General features: G+C 72.8%; 14 protein-coding genes. 9 read left to right on the forward strand and 5 right to left on the reverse strand.

Annotation, left to right across the window (positions count from 1 at the left end; genetic code table 11):
• The first annotated feature begins 3 nt into the window (after positions 1-3).
• The 6 genes from HNR30_RS31985 to HNR30_RS32010 all read left to right on the forward strand — a co-directional run bounded on the left by HNR30_RS31985 (position 4) and on the right by HNR30_RS32010 (position 6,296).
• Positions 4-1,167 carry an ADP-ribosylglycohydrolase family protein gene (locus tag HNR30_RS31985; RefSeq protein ID WP_312894781.1) on the forward strand — a complete coding sequence of 388 codons (1,164 nt, stop codon included), beginning with the start codon at positions 4-6 and terminating at the stop codon, positions 1,165-1,167.
• Entirely contained in the window at positions 1,164-2,303 is a 1,140-nt protein-coding gene (locus HNR30_RS31990) for an ADP-ribosylglycohydrolase family protein (protein ID WP_181613756.1), read from the forward strand. Before HNR30_RS31985 ends, HNR30_RS31990 begins: the two co-directional genes overlap by 4 nt.
• On the forward strand, positions 2,300-3,712 hold the full coding sequence (locus HNR30_RS31995; protein ID WP_181613757.1) for an ADP-ribosylglycohydrolase family protein: 1,413 nt from the start codon (positions 2,300-2,302) through the stop codon (positions 3,710-3,712). Before HNR30_RS31990 ends, HNR30_RS31995 begins: the two co-directional genes overlap by 4 nt.
• A complete protein-coding gene (gene rbsK / locus HNR30_RS32000) occupies positions 3,693-4,583 on the forward strand; it encodes a ribokinase (RefSeq protein WP_181613758.1) in 891 nt (296 codons plus the stop codon). Before HNR30_RS31995 ends, rbsK begins: the two co-directional genes overlap by 20 nt.
• Positions 4,584-4,668: 85 nt before the next feature.
• Positions 4,669-5,490 carry a maleylpyruvate isomerase family mycothiol-dependent enzyme gene (locus HNR30_RS32005; protein WP_181613759.1) on the forward strand — a complete coding sequence of 274 codons (822 nt, stop codon included), beginning with the start codon at positions 4,669-4,671 and terminating at the stop codon, positions 5,488-5,490.
• Positions 5,491-5,504: 14 nt separating this feature from the next.
• Positions 5,505-6,296 (forward strand): inositol monophosphatase family protein, encoded by a 792-nt coding sequence (locus tag HNR30_RS32010; RefSeq protein WP_312894783.1) that lies wholly within the window; start codon positions 5,505-5,507, stop codon positions 6,294-6,296.
• A 27-nt stretch (positions 6,297-6,323) separates the two neighbouring features.
• Here the strand turns inward: HNR30_RS32010 and HNR30_RS32015 are convergent, their stop codons facing one another.
• Positions 6,324-6,896, reverse strand: a complete 573-nt coding sequence (locus HNR30_RS32015; RefSeq protein ID WP_220134174.1) for a TetR family transcriptional regulator — start codon at positions 6,894-6,896, stop codon at positions 6,324-6,326.
• Positions 6,897-6,960: 64 nt separating this feature from the next.
• Here HNR30_RS32015 and HNR30_RS32020 point away from each other — a divergent pair, with 64 nt between their 5' ends.
• Entirely contained in the window at positions 6,961-7,860 is a 900-nt protein-coding gene (locus tag HNR30_RS32020; RefSeq protein WP_181613762.1) for an oxidoreductase, read from the forward strand.
• 17 nt (positions 7,861-7,877) lie between these two features.
• On the opposite strand, the gene pyrF is transcribed toward HNR30_RS32020, so the two are convergent.
• Together pyrF and pcp are read right to left on the reverse strand one after the other, a co-directional pair.
• Positions 7,878-8,690, reverse strand: a complete 813-nt coding sequence (gene pyrF / locus HNR30_RS32025; RefSeq protein WP_181613763.1) for an orotidine-5'-phosphate decarboxylase — start codon at positions 8,688-8,690, stop codon at positions 7,878-7,880.
• A gap of 4 nt (positions 8,691-8,694) precedes the next feature.
• Complete coding sequence (pcp, locus tag HNR30_RS32030; protein WP_181613764.1) at positions 8,695-9,315, reverse strand: pyroglutamyl-peptidase I; 621 nt, start codon at positions 9,313-9,315, stop codon at positions 8,695-8,697.
• A 24-nt stretch (positions 9,316-9,339) separates the two neighbouring features.
• On the opposite strand from pcp, the gene HNR30_RS32035 reads away from it, so the two are divergent.
• Positions 9,340-9,819: a DUF2283 domain-containing protein gene (locus HNR30_RS32035; RefSeq protein ID WP_181613765.1), complete on the forward strand. Its 480-nt coding sequence runs from the start codon at positions 9,340-9,342 to the stop codon at positions 9,817-9,819.
• On the opposite strand, the gene HNR30_RS32040 is transcribed toward HNR30_RS32035, so the two are convergent.
• The gene (locus HNR30_RS32040; protein ID WP_181613766.1) at positions 9,802-10,158 is read right to left on the reverse strand and encodes a hypothetical protein; all 357 of its coding nucleotides are present in this window, start codon (positions 10,156-10,158) and stop codon (positions 9,802-9,804) included. The two genes, HNR30_RS32035 and HNR30_RS32040, sit on opposite strands and share 18 nt — an antisense overlap.
• Positions 10,159-10,276: 118 nt before the next feature.
• Between HNR30_RS32040 and HNR30_RS32045 the strand changes: the two genes are divergently transcribed.
• Positions 10,277-12,940, forward strand: coding sequence for a glycoside hydrolase family 2 TIM barrel-domain containing protein (locus HNR30_RS32045; RefSeq protein WP_181613767.1), 2,664 nt, complete (start codon positions 10,277-10,279; stop codon positions 12,938-12,940).
• On the opposite strand, the gene nfi is transcribed toward HNR30_RS32045, so the two are convergent.
• Positions 12,933-13,583 carry a deoxyribonuclease V gene (gene nfi, locus HNR30_RS32050; protein WP_181613768.1) on the reverse strand — a complete coding sequence of 217 codons (651 nt, stop codon included), beginning with the start codon at positions 13,581-13,583 and terminating at the stop codon, positions 12,933-12,935. The two genes, HNR30_RS32045 and nfi, sit on opposite strands and share 8 nt — an antisense overlap.
• Positions 13,584-13,612 lie beyond the last annotated feature (29 nt).

The following is a 13,612-nucleotide window of genomic DNA, read 5'->3' on the forward strand; positions in this document are numbered from 1 at the left end:
TCTGTGGGCGGCTCTGTGGGCGGCGCGCTGGGCGGCTCGTTGGGCGGCTCGGTGGGCGGCTCGGTGGGCCGCTCGGTGGGTGGTGCCGTGGGCCGATCGTCCGGCGGGGCTGCGGGCAGGGCCATGGGTGCCGCGCTCGGCCTCGCCGTCGGCGACGCCACGGGCTGGCCCGCGGCGCGGCACCGCTCGCACCTGCACGCCCCCTGGAGCAGGCGTCTGCACCGCGAGCTCGACACCTTCGCCGAGGAGCACGGGGTGACGTCGCTGCCCGTGCCGTTCGCGCTCAACCAGCCGACCGAGCCCCTGGCGCTCGGGCCGTCGGACGACGCCGAGTGGCTCGCGTGGACGATCCTCACCATCGACCAGCCCAGGGCGGAGGCGTTCAGGGGGCTGATCGGCGCGCCGATCAGGGCACGCATCTCGGTGACCACCGCCCTGGGCAACCTGGCCAGGGGCCTGGAACCGCCTGCCAGCGGCCACGACAACCCGCACTTCTTCGACGACGCCGCGGCCGTCAGGGCGGTCGCCTTCGGCATCGCGGGAAGAGCCCCAAGGCCGGGCACCGCGCACACCGCGTACGACGATCGCGGCACCCCTCGCGGCACTCCTCGCGGCACCGGTCGCGGTGTCACGAGGGACCCTGTGCGTGACGCCGGGCGGGACGCCGAGGTGACCAACGCCGGTGACGGCGTGCTCGCCGCACGGGCGATGGCGGGTGCGGTGGCGGCCGTCGTCGAGACCGGCCGGATCGCCGACGCCCTGGACGCCGCCCTGGCCGAGCTCCCCGACGACACCGCGATCGGCCACAACGCCCGCCAGGCGCTGGCGATCGCGGCCAAGGCGGGCGACCCGTTCGCCGCCGTCCCCGCGCTCGACGCGGCGCTGCTCGACCACGTCTACAGCTACGGCGTCGCCGCCGCGCTCACCGTGCCGGTGGCGCTCGCGCTGGCCTCGGCCGGGCCGCTGGAACGTGCCGTGCCCGCGGCGGCCTGCCTGGCCTCGCTCGCCGACTCGGCGCCCGCGCTGACCGGCGCGCTCACCGGCGCCGTCGCGGGGTACCACGCGATACCGGAGGGCTGGGCGCGGGCCGCCCGCACCCTGACCGGCTGCTGCCTGCCCGACCTGGCAGGCAGGGATCTGATGGAACTTGTGGAAGGAATCGCATGACGCCGCTGGAGAGCAAGGCCACGGGGTGCGTGGTGGGAGCGGCGGTGGGGGACGCGCTCGGCGGCGCCACGGAGGGGTGGACGCCCGAGCAGATCGTGAAGAGGTACGGCGGGGCGGTCGAGGGGGTCGTCCCGCCGTACAACGCCGACTGGCGCAACGCCCGGCCGATCGCGCCCTACCACAAGGGCGACGGCCACATCACCGACGACACCCTCATGACGCACGCGCTGATCAGGGTCTACGAGAAGGCCGGCGACCACCTCGACGCCTACGCGGCCGCCGACCACCTGGTGCCCGAGCTGATGACCGAGAAGGTGTGGATCCCCGAGTTCGAGGCCGAGGCGCTGCCCCTGCAGCGGATCTTCCTGGCCGAGAAGTGGCTCGTCGCCCGCCTGCACTACGGGCACGTCGACCCGCGCGAGGCCGGGACGGGCAACATCGTCAACTGCGGCGCCGCGATGTACATGGCGCCGGTGGGCGTGGTCAACGCGGGCAACCCGCGCAAGGCCTACGACGAGGCGATCGACCTGGCGGGGGCGCACCAGTCCAGCTACGGCAGGGAGGCGGCCGGGGTGATGGCCGCGGCGGTGGCCGAGGCCATGCGGCCGGGCGCCACCGTCGACTCGGTCGTCGCCACCGCCGCCGGCCTGGCCAAGGACGGCACGAAGGCGGCCATCGAGGCGGTCTGCGCCCGCGCCCGCGACCTGGGTCACTGGAGCGAGTCGTTCGAGGCGCTGCGCGAGGCGATCAGGCCGTTCGACACCGTCGCCGACACCTATCGGGACCAGGGTCTGGGCGCCCGGAGGCCGTCGCGGCTGCACAGCATCGAGGAGTTGCCGCTGGCGCTGGCGTTCCTGGTCATCGCCAAGGGCGACTTCAGGGAGACCGTGCTGGGCGGCGTCAACTACGGCCGGGACGCCGACTCCATCGCCTCGATGGGCGGAGCCGTCGCCGGAGCCCTCGGCGGGCTGGCGTGCGTTCCTCAGGAGTGGGTGGAGCAGGTCGGTACGGCCAGCCGTACGGACCTGGTCGCCCCGGGACTGGCGCTGGCCGGGGTCGCCCGCCGCGTCCACGCGCAGGACCTGCTGCGCCGCCGCGCCCACGAGGACGCCTTCGCCCGGCTGGCCGACGGATGATCCGGCTCACCTGGGTCCAGCCGGAGGACCTGGTCGGCCACGAGCTGCGCCAGGCCACCGAGGACGGCCGCGCCCCCGGCGCCCCCGGTGCCGGTCGGCCGGCCAGTGCCGAGCAGACCCGTGACGTCGGTGGCACCGCGAGGGGTGCTGGTACGGCGGACGCCGTGGCGGAGATCGCGCGGCGGTGGCGTGACGCCGGTGGGCACGAGGCGCCGCCACGGGCGGGCGCCTCGGCTCCTGACGCCCGCCACCTGCGCGGCCTGGCCGAGGCCCTGCTCGACGAGCTGGCCGCCATCCCCTCGCCGCTCGACGAGCCGTCCGAGTTCGACGACATCGTCGCCGCCTGCCCGGCGTGGCCCGAGCCCGGCCGCGGCATCACCAGCGGCGAGCGGGTCCTGAACGCCTGGCAGGGCAGGGCGGCCGGATGCGTGCTCGGCAAGCCCGTGGAGAAGATCCCGCGCGAGGGCATCAGGGAGATCGCCGAGGCCACCGGCAACTGGCCGATCAGCGGCTGGTTCACCGCCGTCGGCCTGCCGCCGGAGGTCGCGGGCCGCTGGCCGTGGAACCGCCGCAGCGCCGTCAACTCCCTGGCCGAGAACATCGACGGCGTCCCCGAGGACGACGACCTCAACTACCCGCTGCTGGCCCTGACGGTGCTGCGCAGGTACGGCAGGGCGTTCACGACCGAGGACGTCGCCCAGGTCTGGCTCGACGAGCTGCCCGCGGGCCGCACGTTCACCGCCGAGCGTGTCGCCTACCGCAACCTGCTGCAGGGCCTGGAGCCGCCGGAGACGGCGAGCTTCCGCAACCCGTTCAGGGAGTGGATCGGCGCCCTGATCAGGGCCGACGTGTACGGCTGGACGAACCCGGGCGACCCGGCCACCGCGGCCGAGCACGCCTGGCGCGACGCCCGCCTGACGCACACGGCCAACGGCGTCTACGGCGCCATGTTCGCCGCCGCCCTGTGCGCGCAGTCGCTGGTCGCCTCCGACGTCCTGGAGGCGGTGGAGGCGGGGATAGCGGTCGTGCCGCCCGCCTCCCGCCTGGGCGCGGCGCTGCGGGCGGCCGTCGACGACGCGCGGTCGGAGCCCGACTTCGAGAGGGTGATCGACCGGCTCTACGAACGCCACGGTCACCTGCACTGGGTGCACACGATCAACAACGCGGCCCTGATCGCCGCCGCGCTCGTGCACGGGAAGGGCGATTTCACCCGCTCGATCGCCGGGGCGGTCGCGGCCGGATGGGACACCGACTCGGCGGGCGCCACGGTCGGGTCCGTGGCCGGGGCGATCTCCGGCGTGCCCGATCGGTGGCGCATGAAGAACACCCTGGCCAGCAGCCTCACCGGATTCGACGGAATCGGCCTGGACGAGCTGGGAGGATGGACTCATGATCTCGGTTTTCGGTAGCGCGAACATGGACCTCGTCGCGTACGTCTCCCAGGCCCCCAAGCTCGGCGAGACGGTCACGGGTCGGGCTTTCCACACCGTCCCGGGCGGCAAGGGCGCCAACCAGGCCGTCGCCGCCGCCCGTGCGGGCGCGGAGGTCACCTTCCTGGGCGCCGTCGGCGACGACGGCTTCGGCATCGCCCTGCGCTCCACCCTCGTGGACGCCGGGATCGAGGTGTCGGCGCTGCGCCAGGTGCCGGGCGCCAGCGGCATCGCGCACATCGTCGTCGACGACTCGGGCGGCAACTCCATCATCGTGGTGCCCGGCGCCAACGGCACCGTCACCGGCCTGACCGGCGACGACCACGCCCTGATCTCCGCCTCCAGCGCCCTGCTGCTCCAGCTGGAACTGCCCATCGAGGGCGTCACCGCCGCCGCCCGCGCCGCCCGCGAGGCGGGCGTGCAGGTCGTGCTCACCCCGGCGCCCTCCAGGCCGCTTCCCGCCGAGCTGCTGGAGGCCGTCACCCTGCTGGTGCCCAACGAGCACGAGGCGGCCGACCTGACGGGCGCCTCCGACGCGGAGTCCGCGCTGGAGGAACTGCTGAAGCTGGTGCCCGAGGTGGTCATCACGCTCGGCTCACAAGGGGCGCTGTACGGCTCGCGTTCCGGCGAGCGGCTGCGCGTGCCCGCCGTCAAGGTGGAGGCCGTCGACACGACCGCCGCCGGAGACACCTTCGTCGGCGCGCTGGCCGTCGCCCGCTCGGAGGGTCTCGGTCCTGAGGAGGCGCTGCGTTTCGCCTCCGCGGCCGCCTCGATCTCGGTCCAGCGCGAGGGCGCGAGCACCTCGATGCCCGGCCGCGACGAGATCGACGCCCAGCTGGCGGCCCACTGAGCTCGGGGCGGGCCGGGGTGGGATCGACCTCCGGCCCGTCCCGACCCTGCACGGGTCGTCGCGGCGCCCATGACATGGTGGACCCATGGACTTCCTCCCGCACTTCCGTCGTGAGATCCAGAAGTTCGAGGCCGTCGCGCGGCAGGTGACCGACGCGCCGCCGGTGCCGTCGTGTCCCGGCTGGTCGATGGCCGACCTGGTAATGCACCTGGGCGGGGTGCACCGCGGCATCGTGCAGCTCGTCGAGGACAAGCGCCAGGGTTTCCCCGACATGTCCGACCTGGGGTTCCTGAAGCTGCCCGACGACCTGTCCGGCTGGCCCGACCCCGCGCGGGCACCGAACCTCGGGCCGATGCCGCCGGACCTGTGCGACTGGTTCGCCGAAGGCGCGGCGGAGCTGGCGGCGCTGTTCGCCGCGCGCACGGCCGACGAACCGGCGTGGACCTGGTCGGCCGAGCAGACCGTCGGGTTCTGGCTGCGCATGCAGACCGTCGAGGCGGCGAGCCACCGGTGGGACGCCCAGCTCGCGGTGGGCGAGCCGGAGCCGATCGACCGCGAGCTGGCCGCCGACGCCGTCGCCCAGACCTTCGAGGTGATGGTCCCGGCCCGCCGCGCCTGGACCCAGGCGCCGCCCGGCGCGGGCGAGAGCTACCTGTTCCGTCAAAGCGACGGCGACGGCGTGTGGGCGGTGCGCTTCGACGGCGCCGCGATCACGTACGAAGCGGGCGAGCACCCAGCCGAGGCCGCCGAGCACGCGGGCGAGGTGGGCGCGCACGCGGTCGAGGCGGACGGCACCGCCTCCGACCTGATGCTCTTCCTCTGGCACCGGATCGGCACCGACACCCTCCGGATCACCGGCGACCGCTCCCTTCTGGACCGTTACTTCGTGCTGGTTCCGCCCGTGTGAGTACGATGACGATCATGGACCAGGTGCCCGAGATCCTTCGCGAGGTCGCCGAGCAGGCCATCATCCCGCGCTTCAGGGCCCTGTCCGGGGGCGACGTGAGCGAGAAGTCCCCGGGCGAGCTGGTCACCGTCGCCGACCGCGAGGCCGAGGCGCTGATCGCCCCGCGGCTGCGCGCCCTGCTCGACGTGCCCGTCGTGGGGGAGGAGGCCAGCTCCGACGCTCCCGGCCTGCGCGCCGCCCTGCACGACACGGCGTGGCTGGTCGACCCGCTCGACGGCACCTCCAACTTCATCGCCGGGATCCCGGACTTCGCGGTGATGGCGGCCCTGGTCAGGAACGGCAGGACGGTCGCCGGCTGGATCCTGCGCCCGATGCTCGACGGCGCCCGGCTCACCGGATGGCGGATGTACGCCGCGGAGCTGGGCGGCGGCGCGTGGCGCGACGGTGAACGCCTCTGGCGCGAACCCGCCCGCCCCCCGCTGAGCGGCGCCGCGCTCACGCGCTTCTTCGACCCCCAGGCCAGGGCGAGGCTGACCGCGGCGCAGGTGCACTTCAGGCGCCTGACGCCGGGGGCCAAGTGCGCCGGGGTCGACTATCCCCGGGTGGTCGACGGGGAGCAGGACTTCGTGCTCTTCCACCGCACCCTGCCGTGGGACCACGCGCCTGGCACCCTGCTGGTGTCGGAGGCGGGCGGCATGGCGGCACGTCCGGGCGGCGCCGCCTACCGCCCGGCCGAGGAGAGCGTCGGCCTGCTGGCGGCGGCCGACGCCGCCTCCTGGAAACGGGTCGCCGCACTGGTCTTCTAGGCGCCGGCCCGCCCGGCCACCGGCCGGCTACAGTTCGTCGATCTTCGCCAGGTCGAGGGTGCGCTGCACCAGGTCGCTCAGATCCGCCGCGCCGTCCGATGCCACCCACGCGGCGAGCGCGACGTCCAGCGCGGTGAAGGCGACGCCCGCGATGAGCGCGGCGCGCACCGGGTCGGTCCCCGACCGTGCCTGGAGCCTGGCGGCGACGCTCTGGCGCCACTGGAACTGCCGGTCCAGGTACCGGGCACGCAGCGCGGGCGTGCCGATGATGAGCTTGCTCAGAGCCAGCGCCTTCTCCGGGAAGCCGCGATAGTGCACCGTCAGCTCCATCAGCGCGTGCCGTACGGACAGGGCGGGCGCCTCGTCGGCCGGCCGCCCGTCGATCACCGACTCCGCGTGCTCGCCGACGGCCGTGAGGACCTCGACGATCACATCCTCCTTCGAGCGGAAGTAGCGGAAGAAGGTGCGCCGGGACACGCCCGCGGCCTCGACGATCTGCTCGACCGTCGTCTCCTCGTAGCCGTTGCGGGCGATCAGCTGGGCCGCGACGTGCGACAGCTCGTCCTTGACCAGCTGGCGCTTGCGCTCGAGGAAACTCACCCGGCAAGGATAGCACCCCATGCAGTCCTTGACACTCAGTGCCAAAAGATGCACTCTGGGACGCATGGACCGATGGACCTATGCCAACGTGCCCGACCTGACGGGCAAGACCGCGATCGTCACCGGAGCCAACAGCGGCCTCGGGTTCGTCAGCGCGAGAGAGCTCGCCCGCAAGGGCGCCAAAGTGATCATGGCGGTGCGCGACGAGCGCAAGGGCGGCGCGGCCAAGGCCGAGATCGAGCAGGCGATCACCGGCGCCGATCTGGACCTGCGCCTCATGGACCTGGCCGACCTCGACTCGGTGCGCGCCTTCGCGGCGGGCGTCGACGGCAGGATCGACATCCTCATGAACAACGCCGGCGTCATGATGCCGCCCCGCACGCTCACCAAGCAGGGCTTCGAGCTGCAGTTCGGCGCCAACCACCTGGCCCACTTCGCGCTCACCGGGCTGCTGCTCGACCGCCTGGCCGACGACGGGCGCGTGGTGACCGTCAGCTCCGACCTGCACCGGCGCGGCCGTATCGACTTCGACGACCCGCACGGCGAGCGGCGTTACTCCCCGCTCGGCCACTACGCCCAGTCGAAGTTCGCCAACGTGCTGTTCGCCCTGGAGCTCGACCGGCGGCTGACCGTGGCGGGCTCGCGGATCAGGAGCCTGGTCACCCATCCTGGATACTCGGCGACCAACCTGCAGACCTCAGGTCCGCGCGGGGTGCTGAAGTGGGGTGGCTGGCTCGGCAACCGCATCTTCGCCCAGAGCGTCGACATGGGCGCGCTGAGCCAGGTCTACGCCGCCGTCGCGCCGCAGGCCCAGGGCGGGCAGTTCATCGGCCCGCACCGCGGCATGCGCGGCTATCCGGTCGTGGCCCGCCCTGTCGCCTCCGCGGAGGACCCCGAGAGCGCCCGGCGCCTGTGGACGCTGTCGGAGCAGCTCACGGGCGTCGTCTACAAGTTCCCCGGCTAGTCGGCGGAAGGCGGCGGTCAGCCGAGGAGCGTGGCGAACTCGTCGCGGTAGGCCGTGACCCGCTCGCGCACCCGCCCCGGGTCGGCCAGGACGGCACGCGACACCGACGGCACGACCGCCTGCCGTACCGGGGAGAAGAGCCTGGCCACGTCGGCGGGCGAGGCGCCCTGCGCGCCCACGCCGGGCACCAGGACGGGCCCGTGGAGCCGCTCCAGCGCATGGCCGATCGACGGCGGCGTGGCGCTGAGCACCACGCCGACCGGGCCGAGCGGCTCATGGGCGGCGCTCGCGGTGTTGGCGGCGGCGACGGAGCCGAGGATCTGGCCGGCGACCAGGTCCTGGAGCTCGGCGGCCTCGGGGTTGGACGTGCGGGCCAGCACGAAGAGCCCGGCGTCGTTGCCGACGGCCGAGGCGATGGCGCCGCTCAGGGAGCCGAAGCCCAGGTAGGGGTGGACGGTGATGGCGTCGCAGGCCAGCGGGCTGCCCTCGTCGAGGTAGGCCTCGGCGTAGGCGGCCATCGTGCTGGGGATGTCGCCGCGCTTGACGTCGAGCACCGTCAGCACGCCCGCCTCGCGCAGGTCGGACAGCAGCCGCTCCAGGACGGCGATGCCGCGGCTGCCCCAGCGTTCGAAGAAGGCCGACTGCGGCTTGGCCACCGCGGCCACGTCGGCGGCGGCGTCGACCACGGTGTGGCAGAAACGTTCGAGCCCGGCTGGCGAGTCGTCGAGGCCCCAGGCGTGGAGCAGCTGGGGGTGCGGATCGATGCCCACGCACAACGGACCACGTTTGTCGAGGCCGGCGCGGAGCCTCGTGCCGAAGGAGTCACCCACCCGGTCAGGCTATCTCGCCGGACACCACCGGCACATCCACCTCAACAGTCAGAGCGGTGTCCACCAGGATCCGCAGGGCGTGGGCGACGGTCTCGACGGCCATGCTGGGCTGCGAGGACGTGGTGACCTGGCCGGGTGAGTACGGCACGTGCACGAATCCGCCTCGAAGGCCCGGCCGCTCGGTGGCGATGAGGTGCGCCAGCCCGTAGGCGACCTGGTTGCAGACGAACGTCCCCGCGCTGTAGCTGACGGAGGCGGGCACGCCCGCCTGCCGTACCGCCTCGACCATGGCCTTGACGGGCAGGTTCGTGAAGTAGGCGGCGGGCCCGCCGCGGACCACCTCCGCGTCCATCGGCCGCGCTCCCGCGTTGTCGGGGATGCGCGCCTCCATGAGGTTGATGGCGACCTTCTCGACGCTGATCCCGCTGCGCCCGCCGGCCTGGCCGACACAGAGCACCAGCTCCGGGTCGTGCTCGTCGATCGCCTCCCGCAGCGCCTGCAGCGAGGTGGCGAAGACGCAGGGCAGCTCCACGACGGCCACGCCGCCGACCCGCCGGGCCGCCTCGAAGGAGGGGTTGGTCGATTCACCCCCGAAGGGCTCGAATCCGGTGACGAGAGTGCGCATAACCAGGAAGGGTAGATCATCGACATGTACGAGATCGCCCGGCGCACCCTGTGGCTGCGCTCATCGCCGCCACGTGAGGTGACCGTGACGATCGGGCTCCCGGTCGAGGAGCCCTCGGGGGAGTGGAGCTGCCCCTACCGCATCGACGGGCTCGACGGATGGGAGCACCAGCGCCGGGTGACGGGGGAGGACGCCGTCGACGCCCTGGAGCTGGTGCTGGCGGTGGTGCGCAGCGCGCTGGCCGGATCGCACGAGGCCCGCGAGGGGTTGCTGGACGGCATGCTCGACGGGGAGCGGGCGGGCCAGCGGGCGGTGTTCGTGCGCTGGGACATGGAGGCCAATGCCGCCTACATCGCGATGAAGCGGGAGATCTCCTCGGGCGAGGCCGTCAGGCAGGTCGTGGCAGGTGAGGACACGGTCCTCGACTTCGGCCAGGAGGGCGAGCTGCTGGGTGTCGAGCTGCTCGACGCCGACCGCCAGATGCCCTCAGAGATGCGCCTTTGACAGCAGCAGCTTCCAGCGGGGCAGTTCGAAGGCGACGGTGGTCATCGCGATCAGCGTGACGATGCAGGCGGCCAGGGGAATCCAGGCGGCCCACGAGCTGATGACCGCCGCCAGCAGCTGCAGCATCACCAGGCCGACCGTCACGTAGCCGGGCACGGCCACGAGCACGTGCGGGCGCGAGCCCGGCGTGGCGAAGACGGCCGGCAGACCGATCAGCACGACCACGGAGATCACCGCCAGCGGCACGGAATGCGGCCAGATCGCCCAAGGAGTCGCCACCCAGGCGAGGATCTCGCTGGTGAAGCGCAGGGCTGAACCTTTATCGATCTCAGTAGACATATAGGGAAATTCTATGATCGGCGGGTGAGCTCTGTGCGCATCGTCGTGACCGACCTGGGGTGGCGGCGATCCTGGAGGAGCTCTTCCCAAATGACGATATGTCGGAAAAAGTTGGTTAGTGAGCTATTTCGAGGACTTCCTTCCCGGCGCCGGCCGCAAGGCCCCCAGGGCCGCCCTTGACACCGACGCCCGCGTCATCGACCTGAGCGGCCCGTGGCGCTTCCGGCTCTCGCCCACCGCGCACGCCCCCGACTTCGCCGACCCCGACCTTGACGACACGGCCTGGGAGCTGCGGCAGGTGCCGGGACACTTCGGCACCCCCGCCTACACCAACGTGCGCTACCCGTTCCCGATCGACCCTCCGCGTGTGCCCGGCGAGAACCTCACGGGTGACCACAGGATCGCCTTCGAGGCCGGCTTCGAGCGGGCGGTGCTGCGCTTCGAGGGGGTCGACTCCTGCGCCAGGGTCTGGCTCAACGGCCAGGAGCTGGGTTACTCCATGGGCAGCAGGGTGCCGGTGGAGTTCGACGTGACGCTGCGGCCCGGACGCAACGTGCTGGCCGTACGGGTGCACCAGTGGTCGGCGGGCAGCTACCTCGAAGACCAGGACATGTGGTGGTGGCCGGGCATCTTCCGCGAGGTGACGGTCATCGAGCGCCCCGCCGAGCCGATCGACGACGTCTTCGTGCACGCCGACTACGACCACACGACCGGCGGCGGCACGCTCAGGGTCGAGGCGGGTGAGGCCCTGCTGACCGTCGAGGAACTGGGCGTCCACGACCGGCCCGCCGGAGAGACGATCACGCTGGAGCACGTCGAGCCGTGGAGCGCGCAACACCCGCGGTTGTACGAGGCGTCCGTCAGCAACGGCCACGAGCGGGTACGGCTGGCCATCGGCTTCAGGACCGTCACCATCGAGGACGCCGTCCTGAAGGTCAACGGCGAGCCGCTGAAGCTCAAGGGCGTCAACCGCCACGAGTTCCACCCGGTCAAGGGGCGCGCGCTCGACGCCGAGACCATGCTCGCCGACGTGCTGCTGATGAAGCGGCACAACATCAACGCCGTGCGCACCAGCCACTACCCGCCGCATCCGCACTTCCTGGACCTGTGCGACCGGTACGGCCTGTGGGTGGTCGACGAGTGCGACTACGAGACCCACGGCTTCCAGGAGCTCGACTGGCGCGGCAACCCCTCCGACGACCCGCGCTGGGAGCAGGCCCTGCTCGACCGCATGCGGCGCATGGTCGAGCGGGACAAGAACCACCCGAGCGTCATCATGTGGTCGCTCGGCAACGAGGCGGGCACGGGACGGAACCTGGCCGCGATGGCCGCCTGGACCAGGGGACGCGACTCCTCCCGCCCGATCCACTACGAGGGCGACCGCGCCTGCCCCGACGTCGACGTCCACAGCCGCATGTACGCCTCGCACGCCGAGGTCGAGGCCATCGGCAGGGGCGAGGACGAGGACGAGCGCCGCCGCGCCATGCCGTTCGTGCAGTGCGAGTACGCCCACGCCATGGGCAACGGACCCGGCGGCCTGGCCGAATACCAGGAGCTGTACGACGCCCATCCGCGCTGCGCGGGCGGTTTCGTCTGGGAGTGGATCGACCACGGTCTGCGGCACGACCGGCACGGCTACGCCTACGGCGGCGACTTCGGCGAGGTGCTGCACGACGGCAACTTCGTCTGCGACGGGCTGCTCTTCCCCGACCGCACCCCCTCACCCGGCCTGCTGGACCTCAAGAAGGTCTACCAGCCGCTGCGCTTCACCGAAGCGGGCGGCGTGCTGCGCGTCGAGGGCGACACGGCCGGGCTCGACCTGGAGTGGTGCGTGGAGGCCGACGGCGTGCTCGTCGACTCCGGCCCGATGGAGGGCTCCGAGCTGAAGCTGCCCGCGGGCGGCGAGGACGAGCGCTGGCTGACCGTGCGCGCGTGCCTGGCCGGCGACACGGCGTGGGCGCCCGCCGGGCACGAGGTGGCCTGGCACCAGGTACGGCTCACGCCGGGCCCCGATCGCCTGGCCGGGCTGACCGAGGGAGCGGCCCCGGCGATCCCCCTGTTCGAGCGGGTGACGCCCCGGCTGGAGTTGTGGCGGGCGCCCACCGACAACGACCAGGGCGGCGGCCTGCGGTGGCACTGGTCGCACCACGGGCTCGACCGGCTGACCTACCGCACCGAGCAGCGCCAGGACGGCACGATCGTGCAGCGGGTCGCCCCCGCCGCCACCGACGAGGGCTACCTGGCCACCTACACCTGGCGCGAGACGACCTCCGGGCTGCTGCTGGAGGCCGATCTGGAGCCGGTGGGGGTGTGGAAGGTGCCGCCGGCCCGCCTGGGCCTGGCCTTCGAGCTGCCCGCCGAGCTGACCACCGTCACCTGGTACGGCAGAGGACCGGGCGAGGCCTATCCCGACACCGGGGCGGCGGCCTACGTGGGCCTGTTCACCAGGACGATCGACGACCTGCAGACGCCGTACGTGCACCCGCAGGAGAACGGCCAGCGGGCCGACGTGCGGATCGCGGTCCTGAGCACGCCGCGCGGCCCCGGCGTCAAGATCACCGGCGACCGGCCGTTCGGCCTGACGGTCAGGCGCTGGAGCACCGCGGAACTCGACGCGGCCAGGCACCGCACCGACCTGGTGGCGGGGGAGAAGGTGCACCTGATCGTCGACCTGGCGCAGCACGGCATCGGCACCGCCTCGTGCGGTCCCGGCCCGCTGGAGAAGTATCGCCTCACCGCCCGCCCGGCGGCGATCCGGCTGCTGTTCGAGCCGGTCAGCTGACCGTGCCGTAGCGGGCCAGATGGTCGGCCAGGCGGATCGGCTCCGGCAGCCGGTAGCGCGGCGCGCACCTGAGCACCTGCTCGCACGCGGTCTCGAGGCTGATGCGGTGGCCCGGCGAGACGAAGACGGGCCGCACCGTGGGCTGGGTGCGCAACACCCGGCCCACCACCTCGCCGTCGAGCACGATCGGCGACCACGAGCCGCGCGCCGGGGCGGGATCGTCGAACTCGCCCACGAACGGCGTCTTGCCCACGCCCACCGACGGCAGGCCGGTCAGTACCCCCAGATGGCAGGCCAGGCCGAAGCGGCGCGGATGGGCCAGCCCGTGGCCGTCGCACACCAGCAGCTCCGGCGCCTTCGACAACCGCTCCAGGGCCTGGACCAGCGCGGGGATCTCGCGGAAGGCGAACAGCCCCGGCACGTAGGGGAAGGCCGCCTCCCCGTGCACCAGAGCCTGGTCCACGACCTGGAGCGATCGCGCGTCGAGCACCACGACCGCCGCCGACAACTCGTCGTCGCCGCGGTAGTGCACGTCGAGCCCGGCCACGGTGCCGAAACGGTCGGGTCCGGTGAAGCTCACGCGCGGACGCAGGCGTCTCTGGATCTCCTCCGCCTCCGCCGCGGTCTTCGGCCAAGGGTGCATCAGGCGATGGTAGACCCGCTCCGCCGTCC

Source organism: Nonomuraea soli, assembly GCF_013761175.1.
Lineage (GTDB): Bacteria > Actinomycetota > Actinomycetes > Streptosporangiales > Streptosporangiaceae > Nonomuraea > Nonomuraea soli.

Coding starts and splice junctions, on each gene's coding strand:
- HNR30_RS31990 (WP_181613756.1), top strand. CDS start 1,164: ATGACGCCGCTGGAGAGCAAGGCCACGGGGTGCGTGGTGGGAGCGGCG.
- HNR30_RS31995 (WP_181613757.1), top strand. CDS start 2,300: ATGATCCGGCTCACCTGGGTCCAGCCGGAGGACCTGGTCGGCCACGAG.
- rbsK (WP_181613758.1), top strand. CDS start 3,693: ATGATCTCGGTTTTCGGTAGCGCGAACATGGACCTCGTCGCGTACGTC.
- HNR30_RS32005 (WP_181613759.1), top strand. CDS start 4,669: ATGGACTTCCTCCCGCACTTCCGTCGTGAGATCCAGAAGTTCGAGGCC.
- HNR30_RS32010 (WP_312894783.1), top strand. CDS start 5,505: ATGGACCAGGTGCCCGAGATCCTTCGCGAGGTCGCCGAGCAGGCCATC.
- HNR30_RS32020 (WP_181613762.1), top strand. CDS start 6,961: ATGGACCGATGGACCTATGCCAACGTGCCCGACCTGACGGGCAAGACC.
- pcp (WP_181613764.1), bottom strand. CDS start 9,315: ATGCGCACTCTCGTCACCGGATTCGAGCCCTTCGGGGGTGAATCGACC.
- HNR30_RS32035 (WP_181613765.1), top strand. CDS start 9,340: ATGTACGAGATCGCCCGGCGCACCCTGTGGCTGCGCTCATCGCCGCCA.
- HNR30_RS32040 (WP_181613766.1), bottom strand. CDS start 10,158: ATGTCTACTGAGATCGATAAAGGTTCAGCCCTGCGCTTCACCAGCGAG.
- nfi (WP_181613768.1), bottom strand. CDS start 13,583: ATGCACCCTTGGCCGAAGACCGCGGCGGAGGCGGAGGAGATCCAGAGA.